This window comes from Jatrophihabitans sp., from assembly GCF_036000465.1.
GTDB lineage: Bacteria > Actinomycetota > Actinomycetes > Mycobacteriales > Jatrophihabitantaceae > Jatrophihabitans.
In genome coordinates, this window is the sequence record NZ_DASYFV010000053.1 from 24,344 (window position 1) to 49,873 (window position 25,530).

The 25,530-nt window shown below is 71.2% G+C and carries 26 protein-coding genes; 6 read left to right on the forward strand and 20 right to left on the reverse strand.

Features of this window, described 5'->3' with window-relative positions:
• Window position 1: 1 nt before the first annotated feature.
• From metK to rpoZ, 3 genes are read right to left on the reverse strand one after another with little or no spacing between them, the layout of a single operon-like run.
• The gene (gene metK / locus VGN18_RS16550) at window positions 2–1,195 is read right to left on the reverse strand and encodes a methionine adenosyltransferase (protein WP_327540815.1); all 1,194 of its coding nucleotides are present in this window, start codon (window positions 1,193–1,195) and stop codon (window positions 2–4) included.
• 45 nt (window positions 1,196–1,240) lie between these two features.
• Entirely contained in the window at window positions 1,241–2,470 is a 1,230-nt protein-coding gene (coaBC, locus tag VGN18_RS16555; protein WP_327540816.1) for a bifunctional phosphopantothenoylcysteine decarboxylase/phosphopantothenate--cysteine ligase CoaBC, read from the reverse strand.
• 10 nt (window positions 2,471–2,480) lie between these two features.
• Entirely contained in the window at window positions 2,481–2,759 is a 279-nt protein-coding gene (gene rpoZ / locus VGN18_RS16560; protein ID WP_327540817.1) for a DNA-directed RNA polymerase subunit omega, read from the reverse strand.
• 275 nt (window positions 2,760–3,034) lie between these two features.
• On the opposite strand from rpoZ, the gene VGN18_RS16565 reads away from it, so the two are divergent.
• Together VGN18_RS16565 and pntB are read left to right on the forward strand one after the other, a co-directional pair.
• Window positions 3,035–4,576, forward strand: coding sequence for a Re/Si-specific NAD(P)(+) transhydrogenase subunit alpha (locus VGN18_RS16565; protein WP_327540818.1), 1,542 nt, complete (start codon window positions 3,035–3,037; stop codon window positions 4,574–4,576).
• Window positions 4,577–4,583: 7 nt separating this feature from the next.
• Window positions 4,584–6,017 (forward strand): Re/Si-specific NAD(P)(+) transhydrogenase subunit beta, encoded by a 1,434-nt coding sequence (pntB, locus tag VGN18_RS16570; RefSeq protein ID WP_327540819.1) that lies wholly within the window; start codon window positions 4,584–4,586, stop codon window positions 6,015–6,017.
• 136 nt (window positions 6,018–6,153) lie between these two features.
• Here pntB and gmk read toward each other — a convergent pair whose 3' ends face one another.
• Window positions 6,154–6,705: a guanylate kinase gene (gene gmk, locus VGN18_RS16575; RefSeq protein ID WP_327540820.1), complete on the reverse strand. Its 552-nt coding sequence runs from the start codon at window positions 6,703–6,705 to the stop codon at window positions 6,154–6,156.
• Window positions 6,706–6,771: 66 nt separating this feature from the next.
• Here gmk and VGN18_RS16580 point away from each other — a divergent pair, with 66 nt between their 5' ends.
• On the forward strand, window positions 6,772–7,713 hold the full coding sequence (locus VGN18_RS16580; RefSeq protein WP_327540821.1) for an aldo/keto reductase: 942 nt from the start codon (window positions 6,772–6,774) through the stop codon (window positions 7,711–7,713).
• A gap of 164 nt (window positions 7,714–7,877) precedes the next feature.
• Here VGN18_RS16580 and VGN18_RS16585 read toward each other — a convergent pair whose 3' ends face one another.
• Both VGN18_RS16585 and VGN18_RS16590 read right to left on the reverse strand, forming a co-directional pair.
• Window positions 7,878–8,246 (reverse strand): YciI family protein, encoded by a 369-nt coding sequence (locus VGN18_RS16585; protein WP_327540822.1) that lies wholly within the window; start codon window positions 8,244–8,246, stop codon window positions 7,878–7,880.
• A 254-nt stretch (window positions 8,247–8,500) separates the two neighbouring features.
• Window positions 8,501–9,343 carry a 2OG-Fe(II) oxygenase family protein gene (locus VGN18_RS16590; RefSeq protein WP_327540823.1) on the reverse strand — a complete coding sequence of 281 codons (843 nt, stop codon included), beginning with the start codon at window positions 9,341–9,343 and terminating at the stop codon, window positions 8,501–8,503.
• A 425-nt stretch (window positions 9,344–9,768) separates the two neighbouring features.
• Here VGN18_RS16590 and VGN18_RS16595 point away from each other — a divergent pair, with 425 nt between their 5' ends.
• The gene (locus VGN18_RS16595; protein WP_327540824.1) at window positions 9,769–10,248 is read left to right on the forward strand and encodes a hypothetical protein; all 480 of its coding nucleotides are present in this window, start codon (window positions 9,769–9,771) and stop codon (window positions 10,246–10,248) included.
• Here VGN18_RS16595 and pyrF read toward each other — a convergent pair.
• From pyrF to pyrR, 8 genes are all read right to left on the reverse strand, one after another.
• Window positions 10,237–11,064 carry an orotidine-5'-phosphate decarboxylase gene (gene pyrF / locus VGN18_RS16600; RefSeq protein WP_327540825.1) on the reverse strand — a complete coding sequence of 276 codons (828 nt, stop codon included), beginning with the start codon at window positions 11,062–11,064 and terminating at the stop codon, window positions 10,237–10,239. The genes VGN18_RS16595 and pyrF overlap by 12 nt on opposite strands.
• Window positions 11,061–12,038 carry a dihydroorotate dehydrogenase gene (locus VGN18_RS16605; RefSeq protein WP_349259949.1) on the reverse strand — a complete coding sequence of 326 codons (978 nt, stop codon included), beginning with the start codon at window positions 12,036–12,038 and terminating at the stop codon, window positions 11,061–11,063. Before VGN18_RS16605 ends, pyrF begins: the two co-directional genes overlap by 4 nt.
• 2 nt (window positions 12,039–12,040) lie before the next feature.
• Entirely contained in the window at window positions 12,041–12,898 is an 858-nt protein-coding gene (locus tag VGN18_RS16610) for a dihydroorotate dehydrogenase electron transfer subunit (RefSeq protein WP_327540827.1), read from the reverse strand.
• 73 nt (window positions 12,899–12,971) lie between these two features.
• The gene (carB, locus tag VGN18_RS16615) at window positions 12,972–16,271 is read right to left on the reverse strand and encodes a carbamoyl-phosphate synthase large subunit (protein WP_327540828.1); all 3,300 of its coding nucleotides are present in this window, start codon (window positions 16,269–16,271) and stop codon (window positions 12,972–12,974) included.
• Window positions 16,271–17,380, reverse strand: a complete 1,110-nt coding sequence (carA, locus tag VGN18_RS16620) for a glutamine-hydrolyzing carbamoyl-phosphate synthase small subunit (RefSeq protein ID WP_327540829.1) — start codon at window positions 17,378–17,380, stop codon at window positions 16,271–16,273. Before carA ends, carB begins: the two co-directional genes overlap by 1 nt.
• Before the next feature lie 126 nt (window positions 17,381–17,506).
• The gene (locus VGN18_RS16625) at window positions 17,507–18,829 is read right to left on the reverse strand and encodes a dihydroorotase (RefSeq protein WP_327540830.1); all 1,323 of its coding nucleotides are present in this window, start codon (window positions 18,827–18,829) and stop codon (window positions 17,507–17,509) included.
• The gene (locus tag VGN18_RS16630) at window positions 18,826–19,764 is read right to left on the reverse strand and encodes an aspartate carbamoyltransferase catalytic subunit (protein WP_327540831.1); all 939 of its coding nucleotides are present in this window, start codon (window positions 19,762–19,764) and stop codon (window positions 18,826–18,828) included. Before VGN18_RS16630 ends, VGN18_RS16625 begins: the two co-directional genes overlap by 4 nt.
• A complete protein-coding gene (pyrR, locus tag VGN18_RS16635; RefSeq protein WP_327540832.1) occupies window positions 19,761–20,369 on the reverse strand; it encodes a bifunctional pyr operon transcriptional regulator/uracil phosphoribosyltransferase PyrR in 609 nt (202 codons plus the stop codon). Before pyrR ends, VGN18_RS16630 begins: the two co-directional genes overlap by 4 nt.
• Window positions 20,370–20,586: 217 nt before the next feature.
• On the opposite strand from pyrR, the gene VGN18_RS16640 reads away from it, so the two are divergent.
• On the forward strand, window positions 20,587–21,126 hold the full coding sequence (locus VGN18_RS16640) for a transcriptional regulator (RefSeq protein ID WP_327540833.1): 540 nt from the start codon (window positions 20,587–20,589) through the stop codon (window positions 21,124–21,126).
• Here the strand turns inward: VGN18_RS16640 and nusB are convergent.
• Window positions 21,123–21,527, reverse strand: a complete 405-nt coding sequence (nusB, locus tag VGN18_RS16645; protein WP_327540834.1) for a transcription antitermination factor NusB — start codon at window positions 21,525–21,527, stop codon at window positions 21,123–21,125. The genes VGN18_RS16640 and nusB overlap by 4 nt on opposite strands.
• Window positions 21,528–21,538: 11 nt before the next feature.
• Window positions 21,539–22,102: an elongation factor P gene (gene efp / locus VGN18_RS16650; protein WP_327540835.1), complete on the reverse strand. Its 564-nt coding sequence runs from the start codon at window positions 22,100–22,102 to the stop codon at window positions 21,539–21,541.
• Between the two features lie 133 nt (window positions 22,103–22,235).
• On the opposite strand from efp, the gene VGN18_RS16655 reads away from it, so the two are divergent.
• Window positions 22,236–23,051: a crotonase/enoyl-CoA hydratase family protein gene (locus VGN18_RS16655; protein ID WP_327540836.1), complete on the forward strand. Its 816-nt coding sequence runs from the start codon at window positions 22,236–22,238 to the stop codon at window positions 23,049–23,051.
• On the opposite strand, the gene VGN18_RS16660 is transcribed toward VGN18_RS16655, so the two are convergent.
• The 4 genes from VGN18_RS16660 to aroQ form a co-directional block, all read right to left on the reverse strand.
• Entirely contained in the window at window positions 23,032–23,526 is a 495-nt protein-coding gene (locus tag VGN18_RS16660; RefSeq protein WP_327540837.1) for a hotdog fold domain-containing protein, read from the reverse strand. The two genes, VGN18_RS16655 and VGN18_RS16660, sit on opposite strands and share 20 nt — an antisense overlap.
• 66 nt (window positions 23,527–23,592) lie before the next feature.
• Window positions 23,593–24,513: a sulfite exporter TauE/SafE family protein gene (locus VGN18_RS16665; RefSeq protein ID WP_327540838.1), complete on the reverse strand. Its 921-nt coding sequence runs from the start codon at window positions 24,511–24,513 to the stop codon at window positions 23,593–23,595.
• A gap of 9 nt (window positions 24,514–24,522) precedes the next feature.
• The gene (locus tag VGN18_RS16670) at window positions 24,523–25,065 is read right to left on the reverse strand and encodes a class I SAM-dependent methyltransferase (RefSeq protein WP_327540839.1); all 543 of its coding nucleotides are present in this window, start codon (window positions 25,063–25,065) and stop codon (window positions 24,523–24,525) included.
• On the reverse strand, window positions 25,055–25,507 hold the full coding sequence (gene aroQ / locus VGN18_RS16675) for a type II 3-dehydroquinate dehydratase (RefSeq protein ID WP_327540840.1): 453 nt from the start codon (window positions 25,505–25,507) through the stop codon (window positions 25,055–25,057). Before aroQ ends, VGN18_RS16670 begins: the two co-directional genes overlap by 11 nt.
• Window positions 25,508–25,530: the final 23 nt, after the last annotated feature.

Below are 25,530 nucleotides of genomic sequence, written 5' to 3' on the forward strand. Positions count from 1 at the left end.
CTCAATCCTTGGCTAGCTTCGCGAGGTCCTCGGCGCGATCGGTGCGCTCCCAGGTGAAGTCGGGGAGCTCGCGGCCGAAGTGGCCGTAGGCGGCGGTGGCGGCGTAGATCGGACGCTTGAGGTCGAGGTCGCGGATGATCGCGGCCGGGCGCAGGTCGAACACCTGGGTGATGGCCTCGGTGATCTTCTCGACCGACACGGTCTCGGTGCCGAAGGTCTCGACGAACAGGCCCACCGGCTCGGCCTTGCCGATCGCGTAGGCGACCTGGACCTCGCAGCGCTTGGCGAGCCCGGCGGCGACGACGTTCTTCGCCACCCAGCGCATCGCGTACGCGGCCGAGCGGTCGACCTTCGACGGGTCCTTGCCCGAGAACGCGCCGCCACCGTGGCGGGCCATGCCGCCGTAGGTGTCGACGATGATCTTGCGACCGGTCAGGCCGGCGTCGCCCATGGGGCCGCCGATGACGAAGCGACCGGTCGGGTTGACCAGCAGGCGGTAGCCCTCGGTCTCGATGTCGAGCAGCGCGAGCACCGGGCGCACCACGTGCTCCTCGATGTCGGGCTTGAGCAGCGTGTCGAGGTCGATGTCCTCGGCGTGCTGGCTGGACACGACGACGGTGTCGAGCCGGACGGCCTTGCCGTCGACGTACTCGATGGTGACCTGGGTCTTGCCGTCGGGACGCAGGTAAGGCACGGTGCCGTTCTTGCGCACCTCGGTCAGCTTCTCCGACAGGCGGTGGGCCAGCCAGATCGGCAGCGGCATGAGCTCGGGCGTCTCGTCGCTGGCGTAGCCGAACATGAGGCCCTGGTCGCCGGCGCCCTGGGCGGCGATCGCGTCCTCGCTGCCCTCGACCCGCGCCTCGTAGGCCTGGTCGACGCCCTGCGCGATGTCGGCCGACTGGCTGCCGATGGAGACGCTGACGCCGCAGGACTCCCCGTCGAAGCCCTTGCGTGACGAGTCGTAGCCGATCGCCAGGATGCGCTCGCGGACCAGGGCGGGGATGTCGGCGTAGGCCGACGTGGTGACCTCCCCGGCCACGTGCACCTGGCCGGTCATGATGAGGGTCTCGACGGCGACGCGGCTCTGCGGGTCCTCGGCGAGCAGCGCGTCGAGGATCGAGTCGCTGATCTGGTCGGCGATCTTGTCGGGGTGTCCCTCGGTGACGGACTCGGACGTGAACAGACGACGGGTCACAAATTTCTCCCGGGAAGTGGTCTTCGGCTGCCTGGAGTGTATCGGTCACACGCCGGGCGGGCGCGGCGAAGCGAGCAGTCGCTCAGCCGCCGCGTCCCACAGCGCCGCGGCCAGCGCGGATTTCGGACCGTGCTCGACCGCCCGCTCGGAACCGTCCGAACCGAGGATGATCCCGGCGTTGTCGGGCTGCCCGAACGCCTTGCCCGGGCTCACGTCGTTGACCACGAGCAGGTCGCAACCCTTGCGTTCGAGCTTGGCCCGGCCGTGATCGAGGACACTTGCTCCCGGGTCGCCGGTCTCGGCGGCGAAGCCGACGATCAGCGCGCCCGGCCGGCGGCTCGCCACCAGTTCGGCCAGGATGTCCGGATTCTGGGTGAGGCCGATGGGGGCCGGTGGCTCCCCCGACTTCTTGATCTTGTGGTCGACGGTGTCGCTCGGCCGGAAGTCGGCGACGGCGGCGGCCATCACGACCACATCGGCGTCCAGCGCGGCCTTGTGCACGGCGTCGCGCAGTTCGAGGGCACTGACGACCCGGACGACGTCGGTACCGGCCGGGTCGGGCAGTTCGACGTTGGCGGCCACCAGGGTGACGCTCGCCCCCCTCGCGGCAGCCACCGCGGCGACGGCGAAGCCCTGCTTGCCCGAGGAGGAGTTGCCGACGAAGCGCACCGGGTCGATGGCCTCGCGGGTGCCGCCCGCGCTGACGACCACGTGGCGACCCGCCAGGTCGAACGGCAGGGCGTCGGGGCGGTCGAGCAGCAGGGTCGCGAGCTGGGCGATCTCGATCGGCTCGGGCAGGCGCCCCTTGCCGGTGTCGCGGCCGGTGAGCCGTCCGCTCGCCGGCTCCATGACCACCGAACCGCGGCGACGCAGGGTGGCGACGTTGTCGGCGGTGGCCGGGTGTTCCCACATCTCGGTGTGCATCGCCGGAGCGAACAGCACCGGGCAGCGGGCGGTGAGCAGGGTGTTGGTGAGCAGGTCGTCGGCCAGGCCGTGTGCGGCCTTGGCCAACAGGTCGGCGGTGGCCGGGGCGACGACGACGAGGTCGGCCTCGCGGCCGAGCCGCACGTGCGAGACCTCGGCGGCGCCGGTCCAGACGTCGGCCGCGACGGGGTGGTGCGAGAGCGCCGACCACGTCGCGGCTCCGACGAACTGCAGGGCCGACGCGGTGGGCACGACGGTGACGTCGTGCCCGGCCTCGGTGAGCTTGCGCAGCAGGTCGGCCGCCTTGTAGGCGGCGATCCCGCCGGCGACGCCGAGGACGATCCGACTCATCGGGGGTCGATCAGGCCTCGGCCGGGACCTCGGCGGAGGGCTTGAACTCGATGAGGTCGGAGTTGATCTCGCGCAACGCGATCGACAGCGGCTTCTCCTGCGGCGCGGTCTCGACCAGCGGGCCGACGTACTCGAGCAGGCCCTCACCGAGCTGGCTGTAGTAGGCGTTGATCTGGCGCGCCCGCTTCGCAGCGATGATCACCAGCGCGTACTTCGACTGAGTGCGGTCGAGCAGCTCGTCGATGGGCGGGTTGGTGATGCCTTCGGCGGTGGACACGTTTTCGGACACGTTTCAACTCTCTGCATCGACGATCGGAAGCGGGGTTCCGGGCTGAACGGGGGCCGTGCTGGCACGTACGCAGACTCCCGCGAGACCTGAGTCTAACAAGTCGGGGCCCGCGAGGCCGCCGAACGCACGCCGGCCCGGCTGCAAAGAGCGGTGCAGGCCACTCCGTCGCGCTATTCCGTCCCGGGGTTGGCTAGATTCTCCGCAATCCGTTCTCCGCATTCCATCAGTGCGAACCACCGGTGCACATCCACGAGGTTCAACCAGGAGGTCAGTGCATGGCTGCTCAGCGAATCGGTGTGGTCCGGGAGAGTGCCGGGGGCGAGACCCGCGTGGCTGCCACACCGAAGACCGTCGAGCAGTTGATCGGGCTCGGCTACGAGGTGGCCGTGGAGTCCGGCGCCGGCGTCGCGTCCGCTTTCTCCGACGAGGCGTTCACCGCGGCGGGGGCGCAGGTCGTCGACGGCGACGCCGCCTGGGGAGCCGACATCGTCTTCAAGGTCAACGCGCCCGAGCCCGCCGAGCTCGACCGCATGACCGCCGGCGCCACCCTCGTCGCGCTGCTCAGCCCCGCGCTCAAGCCCGATCTCGTCGAGAACCTCGCCACGCGCCCGATCACCGCGATGGCGATGGACGCCGTCCCCCGCATCTCGCGGGCGCAGTCGCTCGACGTGTTGAGCTCGATGGCCAACATCGCCGGGTACCGCGCGGTCATCGAGGCCGCCCACACCTTCGGCCGCTTCTTCACCGGGCAGATCACCGCCGCCGGCAAGGTGCCCCCGGCCAAGGTGCTCGTCGCCGGCGCCGGCGTGGCCGGGCTCGCCGCCATCGGCGCGGCCAGCAGCCTGGGTGCGATCGTCCGCGCCACCGACGCCCGGCCCGAGGTCGGCGAGCAGGTGAACTCGATGGGGGCTGAGTTCCTCGCCGTCGAGATCGCCGAGCAGCAGGTCAGCAGCGACGGCTACGCCAAGGAGACCTCGGACGACTTCAACCGCCGGGCGGCCGAGATCTACGCCGAGCAGGCCGAGGACGTCGACATCATCATCACCACCGCACTGATCCCGGGGCGTCCCGCGCCGCGGCTGATCACGGCCGAGATGGTGGCGAGCATGAAGCCGGGTTCGGTGATCGTCGACATGGCGGCGGCCAACGGCGGCAACGTCGAGGGTTCGGTCGCGGGCGAGGTCGTGCTCACCGACAACAAGGTCTCGATCATCGGCTACACCGATCTCGCCGGCCGGCTGCCGGCCCAGGCCTCACAGCTCTACGGCACCAACCTCGTCAACCTGATGAAGCTGATGACGCCGGAGAAGGACGGCCACCTCGTCCTCGACTGGGACGACGTGGTGCAGCGCAACATGACCGTCGTCCGCAACGGCGAGAAGACGTGGCCACCTCCACCGGTGCAGGTGTCGGCAGCGCCGGCCGCCCCCAAGGCGGTCGACCGTCCGGTCAAGGTGGAGAAGAAGCCGCTCACCGACGCGCGCAAGTTCGCGATCGTCGGCGTGGGCGTCGGGCTGCTCTTCCTGCTCGCCGCCGCGGCGCCCCAGCAGCTGATCCTGAACCTCACCGTGTTCGTGCTCGCGGTGGTCATCGGCTACTACGTGATCGGCAAGGTGCACCACGCGCTGCACACGCCGCTGATGTCGATCACCAACGCGATCTCCGGCATCATCGTGGTCGGGGCGCTGCTGCAGATCGGCCATCACGACACGGTGATCACCGTGCTCTCGTTCGCAGCCATCCTGCTCGCGAGCATCAACATCTTCGGCGGTTTCGCCGTCACCCGACGCATGCTCAGCATGTTCTCGAAGGGCTGAGCCGCACATGTCTGCTGACACCGTCTCCAAAGCGGCCTACATCGTCGCCGCCCTGCTGTTCATCCTCGCCCTGGCCGGGCTGTCGCGGCACGAGACGTCACGCGGCGGCGTCGTGTTCGGCATCGCCGGCATGGCCATCGCCCTGGCCGGCACCATCGGGCTCGCCGTCGATGGCGGGGAGGGTCGCCACGGCCTGGCCGCCACCGGCGTCGCGCTGCTCGTCGTCGCGATGGTGATCGGCGCGGTCATCGGGCTGTGGCGCGCGCGCATCGTCGAGATGACCGGCATGCCCGAGCTCATCGCGCTGCTGCACAGCTTCGTCGGCCTCGCCGCGGTGCTCGTCGGCTGGGACGGCTACTACGGTGTCGAGGCCAAGCCGAACGGCGTCGAGGCCCAGCGGCTCGTCGTGGAGCAGACGTTGCGCATCCACCACGCCGAGGTGTTCATCGGCGTCTTCATCGGTGCCGTCACCTTCACCGGCTCGATCGTCGCGTTCCTCAAGCTGTCGGCCCGCATCAAGTCGAGCCCCCTCATGCTGCCGGGCAAGAACTTCCTCAACCTCGGCTCGCTGGTCGTGTTCGTCGGCCTGACCGTCGCCTTCGTCGTGCACCCCTCCCTCGGCCTGCTGATCGCGGTCACCGCGGTGGCGCTGGCCCTGGGCTGGCACCTCGTCGCGTCCATCGGCGGCGGCGACATGCCGGTCGTCGTGTCGATGCTGAACAGCTACTCCGGCTGGGCGGCCGCGGCGTCGGGCTTCCTGCTCGACAACAACCTGCTCATCGTCACCGGCGCGCTCGTCGGCTCGTCCGGTGCGTACCTCTCCTACATCATGTGCCAGGCCATGAACCGCTCGTTCATCTCGGTCATCGCCGGCGGCTTCGGAATTGAGCAGACGGCTGAAGATTCCACAGACTACGGCGAGCACCGCGAGATCAATGCCGAGGGCGCCGCGGAAATGCTCAAGGATGCGACGTCGGTCATCATCACGCCCGGCTACGGCATGGCGGTGGCGCAGGCGCAGTACCCGGTGGCCGATCTGACCAAGAAGCTGCGCGAGCGCGGCATCGAGGTGCGCTTCGGCATCCACCCGGTCGCCGGTCGGCTGCCCGGCCACATGAACGTGCTGCTGGCCGAGGCCAAGGTGCCCTACGACATCGTCCTCGAGATGGACGAGATCAACGACGACTTCCACGACACGTCGGTCGTGCTCGTCATCGGTGCGAACGACACGGTCAACCCGTCCGCGGCCGAGGACCCGTCCAGTCCGATCGCCGGCATGCCGGTGCTGCACGTGTGGGAGGCCCAGAACGTGATCGTGTTCAAGCGGTCGATGGCGGCGGGCTACGCCGGCGTGCAGAACCCGCTGTTCTTCCGCGACAACAGCCAGATGCTCTTCGGTGACGCGAAGCAGCGCGTCGAGGACATCATCAAGGCCCTGTAGCCCGACCCGGGTCGGTCGCCCCCTCCACCTCGTTGAGTGGCGAGTTCCGCGCTCAGTGGCGCCCAACTGCTCGCCACTGAAGGCCGCAACTCGCCACTCAACGAGGTGGGGGCGGGACGCGAGCGGCCAGTTCGGGTCAGTCGGCTTCTATCAGGGCCGCGACCTCGCGGGCGGCCTCGGCGACGTCGTGGTTGACCACGACGTGGTCGAACTCGCTCGCGGCGGCCAGCTCGATCTCGGCCCGGGCGAGCCGTGCGGCGACGGCCTCGGGCGACTCGGTACCGCGGCCGGCGAGGCGGGCCACCAGTTCCTCGGTCGAGGGCGGGGCCAGGAAGACGAAGCGGGCCTCCGGCATCGTGCGACGCACCTGGCGCGCGCCCTCCAGCTCGATCTCGAGCAGGGTGGGAGTCCCGGCGTCGAGGTGCTTGAGGACCGGCGAGCGCGGCGTGCCGTAGCAGTTGCCGGCGAACTCGGCGTGCTCGAGCAGCGCATCGTCGGCGATCATCTCGTCGAAGGTCGCGCGGTCGACGAAGCGGTACTCGACGCCGTCGCGCTCCCCCGGCCGCGGCGCGCGGGTCGTGCACGACACCGACACCCAGATGTGCGGATCGGTGCGGCGCAGCTCGGCGACGATCGTGCCCTTGCCGACCCCCGACGGTCCGGAGAGCACGGTCAGGCGGGCGGGCATGAGGGCGAAACTACCGTGACCCCTCCGCCGGGCCCCGCAACGCGTCGGCGGTGCAGGATGGGTCACATGGACTTCCGCCGCCTCGGCAACTCGGGCCTTGTCGTCTCCGTCGTCGGACTCGGCACCAACAACCTCGGCATGAAGCTCGACGCCGACCAGAGTCGCGAGGTCGTCCACGCCGCGCTGGACGAGGGCATCACGCTGTTCGACACCGCCGATTCCTACGGCGCCTCCGAGGCGCGCCTCGGCGAACTGCTCGAGGGCAAGCGCGACGACATCGTGCTCGCCACGAAGTTCGGCTCCGACGCGTCGTCCCGCGGCAACGGCAACGGGGCGGACTGGGGTGCGCGCGGTTCGCGGCGCTACATCCGCAAGGCGGTCGAGGCGTCGCTGCGCCGCCTTCGGACCGACTGGATCGACCTCTACCAGATGCACCGCCCCGACCCGTCCACCCCGATCGAGGAGACGCTGTCGGCGCTCGACGACCTCGTCCACGAGGGCAAGGTGCGTTACCTCGGCAGCTCGAACTTCACCGGTTGGCAGGTGGCCGAGGCCGAGTGGGTGTCGCGCACACGTCGGCTCGAGCGGTTCGTCAGCGCGCAGAACGAGTACAGCTGGCTCGAGCGCGACATCGAGGCCGACCTGGTTCCGGCGCTGGAGCACTACGGCGTCGGGCTGCTCCCCTACTTCCCGCTCGCGAGCGGGCTGCTCACCGGCAAGTACCGTCGCGGCCAGTCGGCCCCCGAGGGCAGCCGCCTGCGTGTCTGGAACCGCGAGGACGCGCTGACCGGGGAGACCTTCGACGTGCTCGAATCGCTCGAGGCGTTCGCCCGGGCGCGCGGGCTGGTGCTGCTCGACGTCGCGATGGGCGGCCTGGCCGCGCAGCCGGCCGTGTCGAGCGTCATCGCCGGCGCCACCTCGCGCGAGCAGGTGGCGAAGAACGTCGCGGCCGCCACCTGGCGGCCGAGCGCCGAGGATCTCACCGAACTGCGCGAGATCACCGGCTGACGGCGTCGGCGCGGATGTCGACCAGGATGGCCGCGACCCTCGAGCGCAGTGCAGCCGGCCGGCGGCGCGCCTCGCCAAGTCGGCTCACCACGACTCGTCTCCGTGGGCGTCACCAGAGGCGCGCTCGGACTGGGAGTCGAGATTGGCGACGGCTGGGTTCGCGGTCAGGCCGGCGCGGGAAGATCGTCGAACTCGACGACCTGACGCACCTCGACCTCGACCTCGTCGAACAGTTCGGCGTAGCTCGCCGCGAACGCCTTGGCGTCGGCGAGGTCCTTCGCGTTGATCAGCGCGAACCCGCCGATCACCTCCTTGGCCTCCGCGAACGGACCGTCGGTGACCTTCACCCGCGCGCCGCGCGACTTGCGCACGAGCGCACCCTTCTCCGACGGGTGTACGCCCTCCGCCGTGATGAGGTAGCCCTTCGCGGCGGCGTCCTGGATGAACGCGCCCATCTTCTCCATGAACTCGGGGCTGGGGTTCCACGCCTCGGGCGCCCGCTCGTCGAGGCGGTGCATCATCAGAAATCGCATCTCTGCTCCCTAGTCGTTCCGGCTGGGGCCCGGTGATCCGGACGCGGTGACAGCCTTCACCCCTGCGTCGAACGGTCCCGCGCGGCATTCGACAAAGCGTTGGAAGAATCTCCGCCGCCACGTCCTCGTGCCGTACGGCCGCTCCTCGCCCGGATCAGCGTCGGGGTGCGTCTGCCGGACTGCGCACCCAGCGGCACGAACGACGAAGCCCCGCGCCGCAGCGCGGCACGGGGCTTCGATGAAGCGGTAGGCGACTACAGCGCCTCGACCGGCGGGAGGCCGAACATCGAGGGCGCGTTCTGCACGTGCTCGCGGATGTCGGCGCGCTCGCCGTCGGCGGCGTCGATCCAGCCGAACAGCGGCTCGTCGATCTCCGGGTTGACGAAGTACATGATCGACTGACGGTCGTCGAGCAGGTGGTTGCGCACCTGGTGGTACAGCGGCTGGATCTTGCCGCCGGACAGCGCGGTCAGCACCGAGCCGGGCATGATCACGATCTCGTCCGACGCGGGCAGCATCGGCTTGACGTCCTCGCTGTCCTCGCCGTCGGCGTAGATCTCGAGGCCGGGCGCGGTCGCGTGCAGCACGGTGACCATGTGGCCGTCCTCGTGCTTGTCCTGAAGCAGGTCACGCTCGGCCGGGGTCGGCAGGCAGTAGTTGATCTGCAGGTACGAGGCCTTCTCGAACGCCGGGGCGGCGTCGGTGCCGAAGTTCTGCGCGACCTGGTCCAGGACGGCCTTCACGAGCGGCGCGAGGGAGTCGCGCCAATCGAGGAACGCGCCGGTGAGGTCGCCGATGTCGCCGGCGTTCGGGATGAGGTCGAGGCGGCTCGACCAGAGCGTGAAGCACTCGTTCATGTCCGGGCGCTCGGGGCTGATCGAGTACTCGATGCCGAACGGCCGGTAGCCGTAGTTGTGGTCGGTGCTGCCGTGGGCCATCTTGTCCTCCAGCGGGCGCTGGAAGAAGTCGACGGCGGTGCCGATGGCGTTGCGCAGGTTGCCGGCGTCGAGATCGCTGAGCTTGACGACCGCGTAACCGGTGTCGACGATGTCGCGCGCAGCCTTGGTCACTGCGTCGAGGGCGAGGGTGTTGGTCACTGGTGAGCCTTCCCTGTGGGGAACGAGGACATGGAATGGAGCGGAACAGTTGGGCCACAGCCCGCGTGAAGACTACCTAGCGAATCGGCTGCGCACCGCCACCAGCGGGGTCATTTGTCAGGTTTTCGTGAAGTCAGGACCATCGACCCCTGCCGGCTGGGCGCGTCCCGGACCTCTCCCCCGGACGGCTTGACGACCGGGTCCTGCCGGCCGGGCACCGCCAGGGCGGGGCGACGGAGGCCGAGCAGGCCCGCCCGTGCGACCGGTCGAGCCACCAGAGCAGGTCGAGGGCCGAGCCCCGTCACGAGTGGCACGGTCGGCGCGCCGTCGGCACCGCCCAGGACCTCGTAGCAGAGTTGTAGGGACCGACGTCGAGGACCTGTTCGCGCGCCTGGTCGATCGTGGGTGCCGAGAGGGGTGGACGCATGCGGGCCGAGATCGTGGCGCTGCTCGTGTCGCCGGTGCACCGCCTGGACGGCCGCCCGGCGCCGGTGGACCTGCCGGACGAGACGGTCGACTCGCTCGACATCCGGGCCGGCCTCGGCATCGTCGGCGACCGCTACTTCGGCCGGCGCGCTCACCGCGACGCGTCGGTGACGGTCATGGCCGCGGAGTCGCTCGACCCGTGGGGCGCGGGCCTGGCCCGGGCCCGGCGCAACGTCCTGTTCCGCGGGGTCGACGTGGACGGCGGGCGCGGACGCATCCTCGAACTGGACTCGGGCGAGGGCCTGGTGGCCCTGCGGCTGCACCGGCCGGCGTCGCCGTGCGCGTGGATGGAGCACACGGTCGGTCCGGGCGCGTGGCGCGGCCTGCGCCGGCGCGGCGGCATGCGGGCCGAGCCCCTCACCGACGGCGTGCTCCGCGTCGGACCGGTGCGGGTGACCTGGCGGGACTCAGCTACGTAGGAACGCGTACTCCGCGACAAGCCGCTCGACGGCACCGCGGAGGATCGCGACGTCGGGCCCGTGCCGCAGCACCTCGCGCGAGACGCTCGGGATCACGTCGCGCAGCGACGCCCCGAACACCCGGCGGACGTCGTCGGCCGTGCCGCCCTGGGCGCCCACACCCGGCGCGAGGATCGGCCCGTTGAGACCGTCGAAGCGCGGAGCGCCCGCGCCGATGGTCGCGCCGGCAACGACGCCGAGCGAGCCGAGCGGGTCGGCGCCGGCGTTCACTGCGGCGATCTCGTCGACGACGGTCTGAGCCACCGTCGCCCCGGTGGCGGTGACGGCGTGCTGGAACTGCGGCCCCTCCGGGTTGGACGTGGCGGCCAGCACGAACGCGCCCGCGCCGTGCTCGGCGACCAGGTCGAACACGGGCTGGAGCGATCCGACGCCGAGGTACGGGCTGACCGTGATGGCGTCGCTCGCGAGGGTCGAGGACGGGTCGAGGTAGGCCTGCGCGTACGCGGCCATGGTCGAGCCGATGTCGCCGCGCTTGACGTCCAGCAGCAGCATCGCGCCGGCGTCGCGGACGGCGGCGACGGTCCGCTCGAGCACGGCGATGCCGGCCGAGCCGTGCACCTCGAAGAACGCCGACTGCGGCTTCACGACGGCCGCGGTGTCGGCGAACGCCCGCACGCAGATGTCGGCGAAGCGGGCGAGCCCATCGGCGTCGCGGCCCAGTCCCCAGGCGTCGAGCAGGCCGGCGTGCGGGTCAATGCCGACGCAGAGCGAACCGCGCGTGTCGAGCGCCGTGGTGAGGCGCTTCCCGAACGTCATGACGCGGCGGCCTCCTCAGCGGCGGGGACGAGCCGGCCGCCGCGGGCCGGCCGGTCGAGATGGGCGAAGCCGACGGCGTCGCGCAGCGAGCCGAAGCCGCGCTCGTCGAGCGCCTGCTCGAGCTCGCCGAGCACCCGCACCGGCGCCGACGGGTCACCGAAGACCGCGGTGCCGACCGACACGGCGGAGGCGCCGGCGAGGACGAATTGCAGGGCGTCGAGACCGCTGCGGATGCCGCCCATGCCCAGTATCGGCAGGTGCGGCAACGCCTTGTGCACCTGCCACACGCAGCGCACGGCGACCGGGCGGATCGCCGGGCCGGACAGCCCACCGGTCACGCCGCCGAGGGCCGGGGCCATGGTGTCGGTGTCGATCACCATGCCCAGCAGCGTGTTGATCAGCGAGAACCCGTCGGCCCCGGCGTCGGCGCAGGCCCGCGCGATGTGGGTGATATCGGTGACGTCGGGCGAGAGCTTGGCGAAGATCGGCTGGCCCGGATCGGCCACCCGCCGCACCGCGCCGATGACCCGCGACGACGCGATCGCGTCGCAGGCGAACACCTGCCCGCGGCTCTCGACGTTCGGGCACGAGATGTTGACCTCGATCATCGACACGGCGGGGTTGCCGGCGAGCTTGCGGGCCAGCTCCACGTACTCGTCGGTGTGCCCGCCGGCGATGGAGACCACGGTGCGGGCACCGCGCTCGGCCAGCCAGGCCAGGTCGTTCTCGATGAACGAGTCGATGCCCGGACCCTGCAGGCCGATCGAGTTGAGCATGCCGCTCGGGGTCTCGGCCATCCGCGGCGTCGGACGGCCCGATCGCGGCCGGGTCATGATCGACTTGGTGACGACGGCGCCGAGCGAGGCGACGTCGAAGAACTGGTGCAGCTCGCGCCCGGCCGCGGCGCAGCCCGATGCGGTCAGGACCGGGTTCGGCAGGGTCAGCGGGCCTAGCCGCGCGGTCATGTCGGCCATGGTCAGTGACCCCCCATCGCGTCAGCACCGACGAGGTCGGCCGGCAGCTTTCCGACGTCGTCCCAACGGACCCGGCCGGCCTCGAACACCGGACCCTCGACGCACGAGCGGACGAAGCGGCTCCTGCCGTCCTCACCCCGCACCGGCAGCACGCAGGTCATGCACACCCCGATGCCGCAGGCCATGGACTCCTCGACCGCCACCTGGGCCCGGATCGCCTTTTTCTGGGCCACCTGCCCGACGGCCTTGAGCATCGCCATCGGCCCGCAGGCGTAGACGATCTCGGCGTTGATCCGCTCGATCGCCTCGGGCAAGGCATCGGTCACGAGCCCCTTCTGCCCGGCCGAACCGTCGTCGGTCGTGACGGTGACGCGACCGGCGAGCCGCTTGGCCGTCATCTCCCCCGACAGCCGCGACGCGGTGGCCGCACCGAGGACGAACTCGACCGGCGACCCCTGCGCGATGAGCGCCTGGGCCAGCGGGATGAGCGGCGCCGTGCCGTAGCCGCCGCCGACGAGCACGGCCGGCGACGGGCCGGACGGCAGCGGGAACGGCGTGCCGAGCGGGCCGACGAGGTCGAGGACGTCGCCCGGCCGGCGCTGCACCAGCCAGCGGGTGCCCGGGCCGTGCTCGGCGACGACGAACTGGATGGTGCCGGCGAACTGACCGGTGGGCGTGGCCCCGGCCAGCGCGAACGCGCGGCGCAGGATCATCGCGGTGTTCTCGCCCCCGACGGCGACGGCCACGAAGTGCCCGGGCTGGAAGCCGGCGGCGATGCGCGGCGCGACGACGGTGAACTGCAGGTAGGCGCCCTGCTTCTGCACCGAGAAGATCTCGCCCTGCTCCTGGACCGCGCTCATCGGCCTACCCTCGCATCGCCCGGTCCGGCCGCCGGAGGACTCCTGTGCCCATGACTCGCTCCGCCAGCGTCGCTCACGAAGAGGCACCCGAACGCCACGCCCTGAGCTGCTCGTGGAGGTCCTGCAACGACCGCACCCCGACCTCGCCCCGGGCGAGCTCCTCGATGCCCTGCACGGCGGCGGCCGCGGCCTGCACCGTGGTCAGGCACGGGATGCCGGCGGTGACCGACGCGGTGCGGATCTCGTAGCCGTCCAGGCGCGGGCCGCCCGAACCCCACGGCGTGTTGAGCACCAGGTCGACCTCGCCGGCCAGGATCTTCTCGACGATGTTGTCGGGGCCGTCGCTGAACTTGCCGACGACCTCGGCCGCGACACCGTTGCGGCGCAGCACCTGGGCCGTGCCGGCGGTGGCGAGCACCCGGAAGCCGAGGTCGCTCAACCGCTTCACCGGGAAGATCGCGGCCCGCTTGTCGCGGTTGGCGATGCTGACGAAGACCGTCCCCTTCAGCGGCAGGGAACCGTAGGCGGCGGCCTGCGACTTCGCGAACGCCATCCCGAACGTGGCGTCGAAGCCCATGACCTCGCCGGTGGACTTCATCTCCGGCCCGAGGATCGAGTCGACCTGATCACCGGCCTGGGTGCGGAACCGGTGGAACGGCAGCACCGCCTCCTTGACCGCGATCGGCGCGTCGGAGGGCAGGTCTCCCCCGTCGCCGCTCGCCGGCAGCATGCCCTCGGCCCGCAGCTCGGCGATCGAGGCGCCGAGCGCCACCCGGGCCGCGGCCTTGGCCAGCTGCACCGCCGTCGCCTTGGACACGAACGGCACGGTTCGGCTCGCCCGCGGGTTGGCCTCGAGCACGTAGAGGACGTCGCCGGCCAGCGCGTACTGGACGTTGAGCAGCCCGCGCACCCCGACCCCGCGCGCGATCGCAAGCGTCGACGCGCGGACGGTCGCGATCTCGCTCGCGCCCAGCGTGATCGGCGGCAGCGCGCAGGCCGAGTCGCCGGAGTGGATGCCGGCCTCCTCGATGTGCTCCATCACGCCGCCGAGGTACAGGTCGCTGCCGTCGTAGAGCGCGTCGACGTCGATCTCGACCGCGTCGTCGAGGAAGCGGTCGACGAGCACCGGGTGGTCGGGCGTGATCTCGGTGGCCCGGCTGATGTAGTCGGACAGGTGCGCCTCGTCGTAGACGATCTCCATGCCGCGCCCGCCGAGGACGTAGGACGGCCGCACGAGCACCGGGTAACCGATCGAGTCGGCGACGGCCTTCGCCTCGGCGAACGAGGTCGCGGTGCCGTGCTTCGGTGCCGGCAGCCCGGCCTCCGCCAGCACCCGGCCGAACGCGCCGCGGTGCTCGGCGAAGTCGATCGCCTCCGGCTGGGTGCCCAGCACCGTGACGCCCGCGTCCTTGAGCTTCTGGGCGAGCCCCAGCGGGGTCTGACCGCCGAGCGTGCAGATGACGCCCTTGACGTCACCGCTGGCCTGCTCGGCCGCCACGACCTCGAGGACGTCCTCGAACGTCAGCGGCTCGAAGTACAACCGGTCGGCGGTGTCGTAGTCGGTCGACACGGTCTCGGGGTTGCAGTTGATCATCACGGTCTCGTAGCCGGCGTCGCGCAGCGCCATCACCGCGTGCACGCACGAGTAGTCGAACTCGATGCCCTGCCCGATGCGGTTCGGCCCGCTGCCGAGGATGATCACCTTCTCCCGGCCGGTGTGGTCGACCTCGGTCTCCTCGTCGTACGTCGAGTAGAAGTACGGCGTCGTCGCGGCGAACTCGGCCGCGCAGGTGTCGACGGTCTTGAAGACGGGCCGGATGCCGAGGCGGTGCCGCAGCATCCGCACGCCGTCCTCACCGGCCAGCTCCGGACGCAGCACGGCGATCTGCCGGTCGGAGAGCCCGTGCCGCTTCGCCTTGCGCAGCAGGGCATCCGTGAGAGTCGGGGCCGAACGGACCTCGTGACCGACCTCGACGATCAGCAGCAGCTGGTCGAGGAACCACGGGTCGATGCCGGTGGCCGCGGCCAACTGCTCGACCGTCGCGCCGGCCCGCAACGCCCGCTCGACGTAGTAGATGCGACCGTCGGTCGGCACGGCGGCGAGGGCCAGCAGTTCCTCGACCGTCGAGTCGTCCTCGGCGCGGGTCCAGAAGCCGGCCGCCTTGGTCTCCATCGAGCGCAGGGCCTTGCCGAAGGCCTCGGTGAAGTTCCGTCCGATCGACATCGCCTCGCCGACGCTCTTCATGTGCGTCGTGAGCACCGGGTCGGCGCCGGGGAACTTCTCGAAGGCGAACCGCGGGATCTTCACCACGACGTAGTCGAGGGCCGGCTCGAACGCCGCCGGGGTCTTGCGGGTGATGTCGTTGGGGATCTCGTCGAGGGTGTAGCCGACGGCGAGCTTGGCCGCGATCTTGGCGATCGGGAAGCCGGTGGCCTTGGACGCGAGCGCGGACGAGCGCGAGACCCGCGGGTTCATCTCGATGACGATCATCCGGCCGTCGGCCGGGTCGATCGCGAACTGGATGTTGCAGCCGCCGGTGTCGACCCCGACCTCGCGCAGCACGGCGATGCCGATGTCGCGCATGTGCTGGTACTCGCGGTCGGTGAGCGTCATGACGGGCGCGACGGTGATCGAGTCGCCGGTGTGCACGCCCATCGGGTCGAGGTTCTCGATCGAGCAGACGACCACGACGTTGTCGTGCTTGTCGCGCATCAGTTCGAGCTCGAACTCCTTCCAGCCGAGCACCGACTGCTCGACCAGTACCTCGTGCACCGGGCTGGCCGCGAGACCGCGGGCGACCATCGTGCGCACCTCGGCGGCGTCGGTGGCCAGGCCGGAGCCGAGCCCGCCCATCGTGAACGACGGCCGCACCACGATCTTGTTGTCGACCGTCTCGGCGAAGGCGATGGCCTCCTCGAGCGTGTGGCAGACGAGCGAGTCGGGCACGTCGCCACCGACCGTGCGCACGATCTCCTTGAAGCGTTGGCGGTCCTCGCCGCGCTGGATCGCCTCGACGTCGGCGCCGATCAGCTCGACGCCGTACTTCTCGAGAACACCGGCGGCGTGGAGGTCCATGGCCAGGTTGAGCGCGGTCTGCCCGCCCAGGGTCGGCAGGATCGCGTCCGGTCGCTCCTTGGCGATGACCCGTTCGAGGAAGTCCGGCGTCAGCGGCTCGACGTAGGTGGCGTCGGCGAACTCGGGGTCGGTCATGATCGTCGCCGGGTTCGAGTTCACCAGGCTGACCCGGAAGCCCTCGGCCCGCAGCACGCGGCACGCCTGGGTGCCCGAGTAGTCGAACTCGCAGGCCTGCCCGATCACGATCGGCCCGGAGCCGATCACCATGATGTGCTGGATGTCGGTGCGCTTGGGCACTACTTCGTCCCTTCGAGGAGCTCGACGAACCGATCGAACAGGTACGCCGCATCGTGCGGGCCGGCCGCGGCTTCCGGGTGGTACTGGACGCTGAAGGCCCGCGCATCGAGCGCCCGCAGGCCCTCCACGACGTTGTCGTTCAGGCAGACGTGGCTGACCTCGACCGCGCCGAACTCGGTGTCGCTCGCCCGGTCGAGCGGGGCGTCGACGGCGAAGCCGTGGTTGTGCGCGGTGATCTCGACCTTGCCGGTGAGGCGGTCCTGCACCGGTTGGTTGATGCCGCGGTGGCCGTAGCCGAGCTTGTAGGTGCCGAAGCCGAACGCGCGACCGAGCACCTGGTTGCCGAAGCAGATGCCGAAGATCGGCAGGTCGCGCCGCAGCAGTTCGCGCACGGTCTCGACCGCGGTGTCGGCGGTCGACGGGTCACCCGGGCCGTTGGCCAGGAACACCGCGTCGGCGCCGGTGGCCACGATCTCCTCGACCGAGCTCGTGGAGGGCAGCACGTGCGAGGTGATGCCGCGCTCGGCCATGCGGTGCGGGGTCATCGTCTTGATGCCGAAGTCGAGCGAGGCGACGGTGAAGCGGCGCTCGCCGATCGCGTCGACCCGGTAGGCCTCGGGCGCGGTGACCTCGGCCGACAGGTCGGCGCCGGCCATGCGCGGCGAGGCCAGCACCTTGGCCAGCAGCGAGTCGCGGTCGGTGTCGACGCTCGAGACGCCGCAGCGCATGGCCCCGCGCTCGCGCAGGTGCCGGGTGAGCGCGCGGGTGTCGATGCCGCTGATGCCGACGATGCCCTGCGCGGCCAGCTCGTCGTCGAGCGTGCGTTGCGAGCGCCAGCTCGACGGGCGGCGCGCGGGGTCGCGGACCACGTAGCCGGCGACCCAGATACGGCGCGACTCCGGGTCTTCGTCGTTGACGCCGGTGTTGCCGATGTGCGGTGCGGTCTGCACCACGACCTGCCGGTGGTAGGACGGGTCGGTCAGCGTCTCCTGATAACCGGTCATGCCGGTCGAGAACACCGCCTCACCGAAGGTCTCACCCGCGGCGCCGTAGGACTCGCCGGTGAAGCTGCGGCCGTCCTCGAGGACCAGGATCGCTGACTGACTCACAGCCTCACTCCGTTCGGCTCGCCGAAGGCGCCATGCCCCCGGTTCGCTCCGCACGCGTCGCTCACAGCCTCACCCCGTTCGGCTCGCCGAAGGCGCCATGCCCCCGGTTCGCTCCGCACGCGTCGCTCACAGATCACTCCCGTTCCGTACTCCGGTCCCCACGAGCGGGCCGACCAGTTGGCCGCCGGACACGGTCGGGCGACCGCGCAGCAGCGTGGCCACCACTCGTCCGGGCAGCGCGCGCCCGGCGTAGGGGGTGTTGCGTGACTTCGAGGCCAGCGCCGACGGGTCGACCGTCCACGCCGCGGCCGGGTCGACCAGGGTCAGGTTCGCCGGGGCGCCGACCTCGATCGACGCGCCGTGGCCGGTCACCCGGCCGATGGCGGCCGGGCGCATCGACATGCGGTCGGCGACGCCGGCCCAGTCGAGCCGGCCCGTCTCGACCATGGTCGAGACGACGATGCCGAGCGCGGTCTGCAGGCCGAGCATCCCGAAGGCGGCATCGCCGAACGCGTGGTCCTTGTCGTGGGCCGCGTGCGGCGCGTGGTCGGTGGCGACCGCGTCGACGGTGCCGTCGGCCAGCGCCGCGCGCAGGGCCTCGACGTCGTCGGCCGGGCGCAGCGGCGGGTTGACCTTGAACACCGGGTCGTAGCCCTCGATCAGGTCGCAGGTCAGCAGCAGGTGGTGCGGCGTGACCTCGGCGGTGACGGCGATGCCGCGGGCCTTCGCCCAGCGGATCACCTCGACCGAGCCACCGGTCGACACATGGCAGACGTGCAGCCGCGAGTTGGTGTGCTCGGCGAGCATGACGTCCCGGGCGATGATCGACTCCTCGGCCACCGCAGGCCACCCGGCCAGGCCGAGCCGCCCGGACAGCTCGCCCTCGTGAGCGCAGGCGCCGTGGTCGGCCAGCCGCGGGTCCTGCGCGTGCTGGGCGATCACCCCGTCGAACGGCTTGACGTACTCCAGCGCGCGGCGCATCAGCCGGGCGTCGTGGACGCACTTGCCGTCGTCGCTGAACACCCGCACGGCGGCGGCCGAGCGGGCCATGTGGCCGATCTCGGCCAGCGTCTCGCCGGCGAGCCCCTTCGACACCGCCCCGACCGGACGGACGTCGACCAGCCCGGCTTCGACACCGCGGCGGGCGACCAGCTCGACGATCTCGGCGGTGTCGGCGACCGGGTCGGTGTTGGCCATGGCGTGCACGGCCGTGAAGCCGCCCAGCGCGGCCGCGGCCGAACCGGTGGCGATGGTCTCGGCGTCCTCGCGGCCGGGCTCGCGCAGGTGGGTGTGCAGGTCGACCAGGCCGGGCAGCAGCACCAGCCCGGAGCCGTCGATCACCTCGTCGGCGTCGTGCCGGCCACCGATCGCGGCGACCACGCCCTCGTCGATCAGGACGTCGGTGGGCGCTCCGCCCAGGATCGCGGCCCCGCGGATCAGGATGCTCATACGCCCACTTCCTCCGCGCCGGCCAGCAATCGGTAGAGCACGGCCATGCGCACCGACACCCCGGCCTGCACCTGGTCGAGCACGACCGACCGGCTGCTGTCGGCGGCCACCGAGGAGATCTCGAGGCCGCGGTTCATCGGTCCGGGGTGCAGCACCGGTGCGGTCGGCGCGAGCAGATCGAGTCGCTCCGGCGAGAGCCCGTAGCCGATCGCGTACTCGCGCTCGGTCGGGAAGTAGCCGCCGCTCATCCGCTCGCGCTGCACCCGCAGCATCATCACGGCGTCGACGTCGCCCGAGGCGTTGCCCGACAGCACCGAGTCGAGGTCCCAGCTGGTGTCGCACGCCCAGCTCGACACGCCGGACGGCATGAGCGTCGGCGGCGCCACGAGCGTGACCCGGGCCCCGAGCGTCGAGAGCAGCAGCACGTTCGACCGCGCGACCCGGCTGTGCGTGATGTCGCCGACGATCACGACGTGCCGGTCGGTGAGATCCCCCAGCCGGGCCCGCAGCGTGTAGGCGTCGAGCAGCGCCTGGGTCGGGTGCTCGTGGGTGCCGTCACCGGCGTTGACGACGTGGCAGCCGACCCAGCCGGCGATGCGCTGCACCGCGCCCGACGCGTTGTGCCGCACCACCAGCGCGTCGACGCCCATGGCGGCGACGGTGAGCACGGTGTCGCGCAGGCTCTCGCCCTTGCTCACGCTCGAGCCCTTGGCGCTGACGTTGATGACGTCGGCCGAGAGCCACTTGCCGGCGATCTCGAACGACGACCGGGTGCGGGTGGAGTCCTCGAAGAACAGGTTGACGACGGTGCGCCCGCGCAGCGGCGGCAGCTTCTTGACCGCGCGGGTCTGCACGGCGTGCATGCGCTGCGCGGTGTCGAGGATCGCGAGCGCCTCGTCCCGGGTCAGGTCTGCCGCGGACAGCAGGTTCTTCATGAGTCGAGCACCTGGACGCCGTCCTCTCCATCGATTTCGGACAGCAGCACCCGCACGTTCTGGGTCGCCGAGGTCGGCAGGTTCTTGCCCACGTAGTCGGCCCGGATCGGGAGCTGCCGGTGACCGCGGTCGACGAGCACGGCGAGTTGGACGACCCGCGGACGACCCAGTTCGGTCAGGGCGTCGAGCGCGGCTCGGGCGGAGCGGCCGGTCGAGAGCACGTCGTCGACCAGGATGACCGCCCGGCCGTCGATGCCGCCGTCGGGCTCAGCCGTCGCCCCAAGCGGGCGCACCCCGCGCAGGCGCAGGTCGTCGCGGTACAGCGTGATGTCGAGGGAGCCGACCGGGATCGCGACGCCGGCGAACTTCTCGATGCGGGCGGCGAGCCGGTGCGCGAGCGGCACCCCACGGGTCGGGATGCCGAGCAACACCGCATCGAAGTCGCTGCGGGCGATGGTCTCGATGATCTGGTGCGCGATCCGGTCGGTGATCCGACCGACGTCCGCGGCCGACAGCACGGTGACCGTGGGATCGGAGGCAGCGGGATCGGCAGTAGCGCCGCCGGACGGTGCCGGATCGGCGGGCGTGCGGGCATGCTCGGGCACAGCGCCTCCTTGTCCGCCTCACTGGACGGGCCCTTAAAGGAGTAATTGAGGCTAGGCTATCAGCACGAATCGGGGCCACGGCGGCGCGGGTCCGGCATCATGCACAACATCGAATTTCATTTTTGACAGGCCGTTGTGGACAAGATTACGGTCGAAATGCTCGAGATCAGGGCAACACTGGCTCCATGAGCACGGACGCGACGACATCGGGGTGGGGATGACCGGCAGACAGGCCGAGGAAGACGCGGTAGTGAGCGACGGCTACGCCAAGGCCCTCGGCACCCGGCTGCGGGCGGTCCGCATGCAGCAACACCTCTCCTTGCACGGCGTCGAGCGCAAGTCCGACGGGAAGTGGAAGGCCGTCGTCGTCGGCTCCTACGAGCGGGGCGACCGCGCCGTGTCGGTGCAGCGCCTCTCCGAACTCGCCGACTTCTACGGCGTGCCGGTCAGCGACCTGCTGCCGCCCGACGACAGCCCGTTCGCCGGCGCCTCCACCGGCACCCCGCTCTCGCGCATCGTGCTCAACCTCGACAAGGTCATGAACCTGACCGACAACACGGCCGACATCCTGCGCCGGTTCGTCACGTCGATCCAGCGCCAGCGCGGCGACGCCCATCTGCGCACCCTGCCGGTGCGGCACGAGGATCTCCGCACCCTCGCGCTCATGTACGACACCACGGTCGAGGCCCTCACCGAGCGGCTCGTCCGCTGGCAGGTGCTGGCCCCCGAATCCGTCATCGTCGACAGCGAGCCCTAGGTCGCGGGCTGGTCCCGCAGCACTCGTCCCAGGACGCCGTTGACGAATCTCGGCGACTCGTCGGTCGAGAGCGTCTTGGCCAGCTCGACGGCCTCGTCGATCGCGACGGCGTGCGGCACCTCGTCCCGCCACAGCAGCTCGTAGACGCCGAGGCGCAGCAGCGCTCGGTCGACGTCGGGCATGCGCGCAATCGTCCAGCCCTCGGCGTACTCGGCCAGGATCTCGTCGATGCGGGGGCGGTTGGCCTGCACGCCTTCGACGAGCTCGATCGTGTAGTCGTTGACCGGCGGGTCGGCGAGCGACACGCGCTCGGCCAGGGTGCCGAGCGCGTCCACGCCGCGGACGTCGGACTCGTAGAGGACGTCGAGAGCGCGTTTGCGGGCCTTGCTGCGAGCGGACACGAACTGCGGCGTCAGCTGTTGACGCGGCCGAGGTACCGGCCGTCGCGGGTGTCGACCTTGACCTTCTCGCCGGTCGACACGAACAGTGGCACCTGGATCTCGGCGCCGGTCTCGAGCGTCGCCGGCTTGGTGCCGCCGGTGCTGCGGTCGCCCTGCAGGCCCGGGTCGGTGTGGCTGATCACGAGCTCGACGCTGGTGGGCAGCTCGAGGTAGAGCGCCACGCCCTCGTGCATCGCGACCGCGACCTCGGCGTTGTCGAGCAGGTAGTTCGCGGCGTCGCCGACGGTGGCCGCCGGCACGTAGACCTGGTCGTAGGTATCGGTGTCCATGAAGACGAAATCGGTGCCCTCCTTGTAGAGGAAGGTCATGCCGCGCTTGTCGACGGTGGCCGTCTCGACCTTGGTGCCGGCGTTGAAGGTGCGGTCGACCACTTTGCCCGACAGCACGTTCTTCAGGGTCGTGCGGACGAAGGCGCCGCCCTTGCCCGGCTTGACGTGCTGGAATTCCACGACGGTCCACAGGGCGCCGTCGATGTTCAGCACCAGGCCGTTCTTGAGGTCGTTAGTCGTTGCCACGTCGGTGAAGTCTAGTCATCGCCGGCGGGCATCCCCGACCACGCCCGCCTAGGCTGGCGCCCATGGACCGTTCGTCGCTTCGCTCCGGCCGTCGAAGGCCACGCCGATTCGCCCTTCGCTCGCTGGCCCGCTCATGACGGGCCGAGTGCTGCTGGACGTCCGCGACGAACCGGCCGGGCGGGTCGCCCACGTGACTCTCAACCGGGCCGAGAAGTACAACGGCCTCGACCTCGAGATGCTGCACGACCTCGTCGCGGTGGCCGGACGCGTCGCCGCCGACCGCTCGATCCGCGCCGTCGTCCTCGCCGGTGACGGCAAGGCCTTCTGCGCCGGGCTCGATTTCGCCTCGGTGGCGCAGGCCGGCCCGCTCGCCACCGCCCGCGGCTTCGTCAAGCTGCCCGGGCAGCGCACCAACCTCTTCCAGCAGGCGTGCTGGGCCTGGCGCGAGCTGCCGGTGCCGGTGATCGCCGTGCTGCACGGGCACTGCTTCGGTGGCGGGCTGCAACTGGCGCTCGCCGCCGACTTCCGCTTCGCCACGCCCGGCTGCGAGCTGTCGGTCATGGAGGCCAAGTGGGGTCTCATCCCCGACATGACCGGCTCGGTCACGCTGCGCGAACTCGTCGGCATGGACGTCGCGAAGCGCCTCACCATGACCGGCGAGATCATCGACGGCCGCCAGGCGCTGACCTACGGCCTCGTCACCGGCGTGGCCGACGACCCGGCGAAGGAGGCCGAGGCCCTTGTCGGGCAACTGCTCACCCGCTCCCCCGACTCCGTGGCCTTGACCAAGCGGTTGTTCCACTCGACCTGGACGCAGTCGTCGCGGCGCGCGTTCTGGACCGAGACCTGGCTGCAGGCCCGGCTCATGCGCTCGGCGAACCACCGCATCGCCCGCACGGCCAACCTGGCCAAGGAGCTGCCGACCTACGTCAGCCGGCGACTGGGCTAGCGCTCACCGTCTCGGCCCGCTTCTTCTCGCTGGTGTGCAGCCGGATCGTGCCCTGGACGACGACGGTGCCGTCCTCGCGCGTCGCCCGCACGGCCACGCGCACCTCGCCGGGCCGCTCCCAGTCGGCCGGGTCGGTGTCGGCGGTGGCGAGCAGGGTCGAGTCGGACAGCGCCAGGTACTCCAGCTCCATACCCTTGGGTATCCAGCGCAGGTGGGTCGGGATGGTGGCCTCGGCCAGCACCCCCATCGCCATCTCGAGCCCGTTCGCGACGGCGATGGCGTGCACGGTACCGAGGTGGTTGTGCACGCCCCACCACTTGCGGATGCGCACGACGGCGCGGTTCGGCTCCAGTTCGACCAGCGACGGTGCGATGGTGAGGAAGTACGGCGCCCGCAGCGCGACGGCGAGCGAGAACGCGCCCTTGCCGAGCACCGGCACGCGGCTGGCCCGTTCGTACAGATCGAGCACCTTCACGGCTGGCTCCCCACTAAAGCTACTGACGAGTAACAACATAGCCCGAAGTGCCGGGATCCGCGCGCGCTAGACGGACGCCCGCTCGCGGGCCGGCCACGCGGGGAAGCCGTGCGCCCGGCGCAGCGCCATCCAGACCGGGCCGGCCAGGACCAGCAGCAGCGCGAGGACGACGCCGGTGGCGGTCGTGGAGGCACCGAGCAGCTTCAGCGCCGAGGCCAGCAGCACGAAGGCCAGGGCCCGCCGGATGAGCGCGCCCGGCAGTCGCGAGGACAGCTGCGCGCCGAGGAACGCGCCGGGGATGGAGCCGACCAGCAGGGCGTAGGTGACCGACAGCTTGAGGTCACCGAACAGGACGTGCCCGAGCGCGGCCGAGGCCACGAGCGGGACGGCCTGGACGAGGTCGGTGCCGACGAGCTCGCTCGCCCGCAGCGTCGGGTACAGCAGCATCAGCGCGATGATGATCAGCGAGCCGCTGCCCACCGAGGTCATGCCGACGACCACGCCGCCCACGGCCCCGATGGCGACGGTCGGCACCGCCCGGAGCACGACGTCGGGCGGTCCGGCCGGGTCGGCGTCGCGGGTCCCGTCGCGGTGCCGGGCCCGCTCGGCCAGGCGCAGGTAGGCCCGCGCGAACAGCCCGGCGGCCGCGATCACGAGCGCGATGCCGAGCGCGGTCTGGATGGTGTCGTCGACGTTCGAGCCGTGCCCGAGCGCGCGGGCCAGCAGCACGCCGAGGAACGCGGCCGGCACCGACCCGACGCAGAGCCAGCGCACGAGGTCCATCCGCACGGTGCCGTGGCGCAGGTGCACGATCGAGCCGACCGGCTTCATCACCGCGCTGGCGACGAGGTCGCTCGACACGGCCGCGAGCGGCGGCACGTTGAAGAACAGCACGAGCACCGGCGTCATCAGCGCCCCGCCGCCCATGCCGGTCAGGCCGACGACGATGCCGATGCCGAACGCGGCGACGGCGAGAGTCCAGTCCATGCCCGGGCCTCAGCGTCCCGCGACGAAGGCGCGGACGAGCGGGAGGGTCCAGGCGACCCGCTGGAGCGTCTCCGACCGGTGCACGGTGAGCCCGGCGTCGGTGAGCTGCTGGACGATCCGGCGGGCCGGCCGGGCGCCCTCCGCCGTGCGGCGCAGCGGCCCGGCGCAGAGGTCGACGAGCACCACCTTGCCCCGCGGCGCGATCACCCGGTGCAGCTCGGCCAGGCCCCGCTCCGGGTCGGACCAGCGGTGGAACGACGTGGTGCTGACGACGAGATCGAACGCGCCGTCGGCGAAGGGCAGCGCCTCGGCGCGGCCGCGGACGAAGTCGATCCGCCGGTCCGACTGCTCCTCGGCCGTGGCGAGTGCCCCGGGGTCGGGGTCGAGCCCGACGAACGCGTCGCTGTAGGGCGCGCGGACGACCAGCTCGCGCAGCAGGGCCCCGGAGCCGCAGCCCACGTCGAGCACGCGCAGCGGCACCGGCATCGCGGCGACGGCGGTGTCGGCCGCACGCTCGACGACGCGGTCGTGCCAGCGGGCCTCAGCCGGCATCGGCCGGCTGCTGCGACGAGAGCCAGGACAGCGCGAGGACGTAACCCTCGACACCGAGCCCGACGATGACGCCGGCGGCGTGGGCCGACACGTAGCTCGTGTGCCGGAACGGCTCGCGCTGGTGGATGTTGCTGATGTGCACCTCGACGAGCGGCGCGGTGAGCATCGCGCAGGCGTCGCCGACCGCGACCGACGTGTGCGTCAGCGCGGCCGCGTTGAGCACCACCGGCACTCCCCGCTCGGCCGCCTCGTGCAGCCAGGTCAGCAGCTCGCCCTCGTGCTCGCTCTGCCGCACCTCGACGTCGAGCCCGAGCTCGGCACCGCCGCGGGTGCAGAGCGCAACGAGCTCGGCGTAGGTCGTGGAACCGTAGATGTCGGGCTCGCGGGTGCCGAGGCGCGACAGGTTGGGCCCGTTCAGCACCAGGACCTTGGGATTGCTCACTGGCCTACCCTCGCTTCGCTCGG

Bases quoted from the DNA above. Each gene is read 5' to 3' on its own strand.
- coaBC (WP_327540816.1), bottom strand. From the start codon at position 2,470: ATGAGTCGGATCGTCCTCGGCGTCGCCGGCGGGATCGCCGCCTACAAG.
- VGN18_RS16565 (WP_327540818.1), top strand. From the start codon at position 3,035: ATGGCTGCTCAGCGAATCGGTGTGGTCCGGGAGAGTGCCGGGGGCGAG.
- pntB (WP_327540819.1), top strand. From the start codon at position 4,584: ATGTCTGCTGACACCGTCTCCAAAGCGGCCTACATCGTCGCCGCCCTG.
- gmk (WP_327540820.1), bottom strand. From the start codon at position 6,705: ATGCCCGCCCGCCTGACCGTGCTCTCCGGACCGTCGGGGGTCGGCAAG.
- VGN18_RS16580 (WP_327540821.1), top strand. From the start codon at position 6,772: ATGGACTTCCGCCGCCTCGGCAACTCGGGCCTTGTCGTCTCCGTCGTC.
- VGN18_RS16585 (WP_327540822.1), bottom strand. From the start codon at position 8,246: ATGCGATTTCTGATGATGCACCGCCTCGACGAGCGGGCGCCCGAGGCG.
- VGN18_RS16595 (WP_327540824.1), top strand. From the start codon at position 9,769: ATGCGGGCCGAGATCGTGGCGCTGCTCGTGTCGCCGGTGCACCGCCTG.
- pyrF (WP_327540825.1), bottom strand. From the start codon at position 11,064: ATGACGTTCGGGAAGCGCCTCACCACGGCGCTCGACACGCGCGGTTCG.
- VGN18_RS16605 (WP_349259949.1), bottom strand. From the start codon at position 12,038: ATGGCCGACATGACCGCGCGGCTAGGCCCGCTGACCCTGCCGAACCCG.
- VGN18_RS16610 (WP_327540827.1), bottom strand. From the start codon at position 12,898: ATGAGCGCGGTCCAGGAGCAGGGCGAGATCTTCTCGGTGCAGAAGCAG.
- VGN18_RS16625 (WP_327540830.1), bottom strand. From the start codon at position 18,829: ATGAGCATCCTGATCCGCGGGGCCGCGATCCTGGGCGGAGCGCCCACC.
- VGN18_RS16630 (WP_327540831.1), bottom strand. From the start codon at position 19,764: ATGAAGAACCTGCTGTCCGCGGCAGACCTGACCCGGGACGAGGCGCTC.
- VGN18_RS16640 (WP_327540833.1), top strand. From the start codon at position 20,587: ATGACCGGCAGACAGGCCGAGGAAGACGCGGTAGTGAGCGACGGCTAC.
- VGN18_RS16655 (WP_327540836.1), top strand. From the start codon at position 22,236: ATGACGGGCCGAGTGCTGCTGGACGTCCGCGACGAACCGGCCGGGCGG.
- VGN18_RS16665 (WP_327540838.1), bottom strand. From the start codon at position 24,513: ATGGACTGGACTCTCGCCGTCGCCGCGTTCGGCATCGGCATCGTCGTC.
- VGN18_RS16670 (WP_327540839.1), bottom strand. From the start codon at position 25,065: ATGCCGGCTGAGGCCCGCTGGCACGACCGCGTCGTCGAGCGTGCGGCC.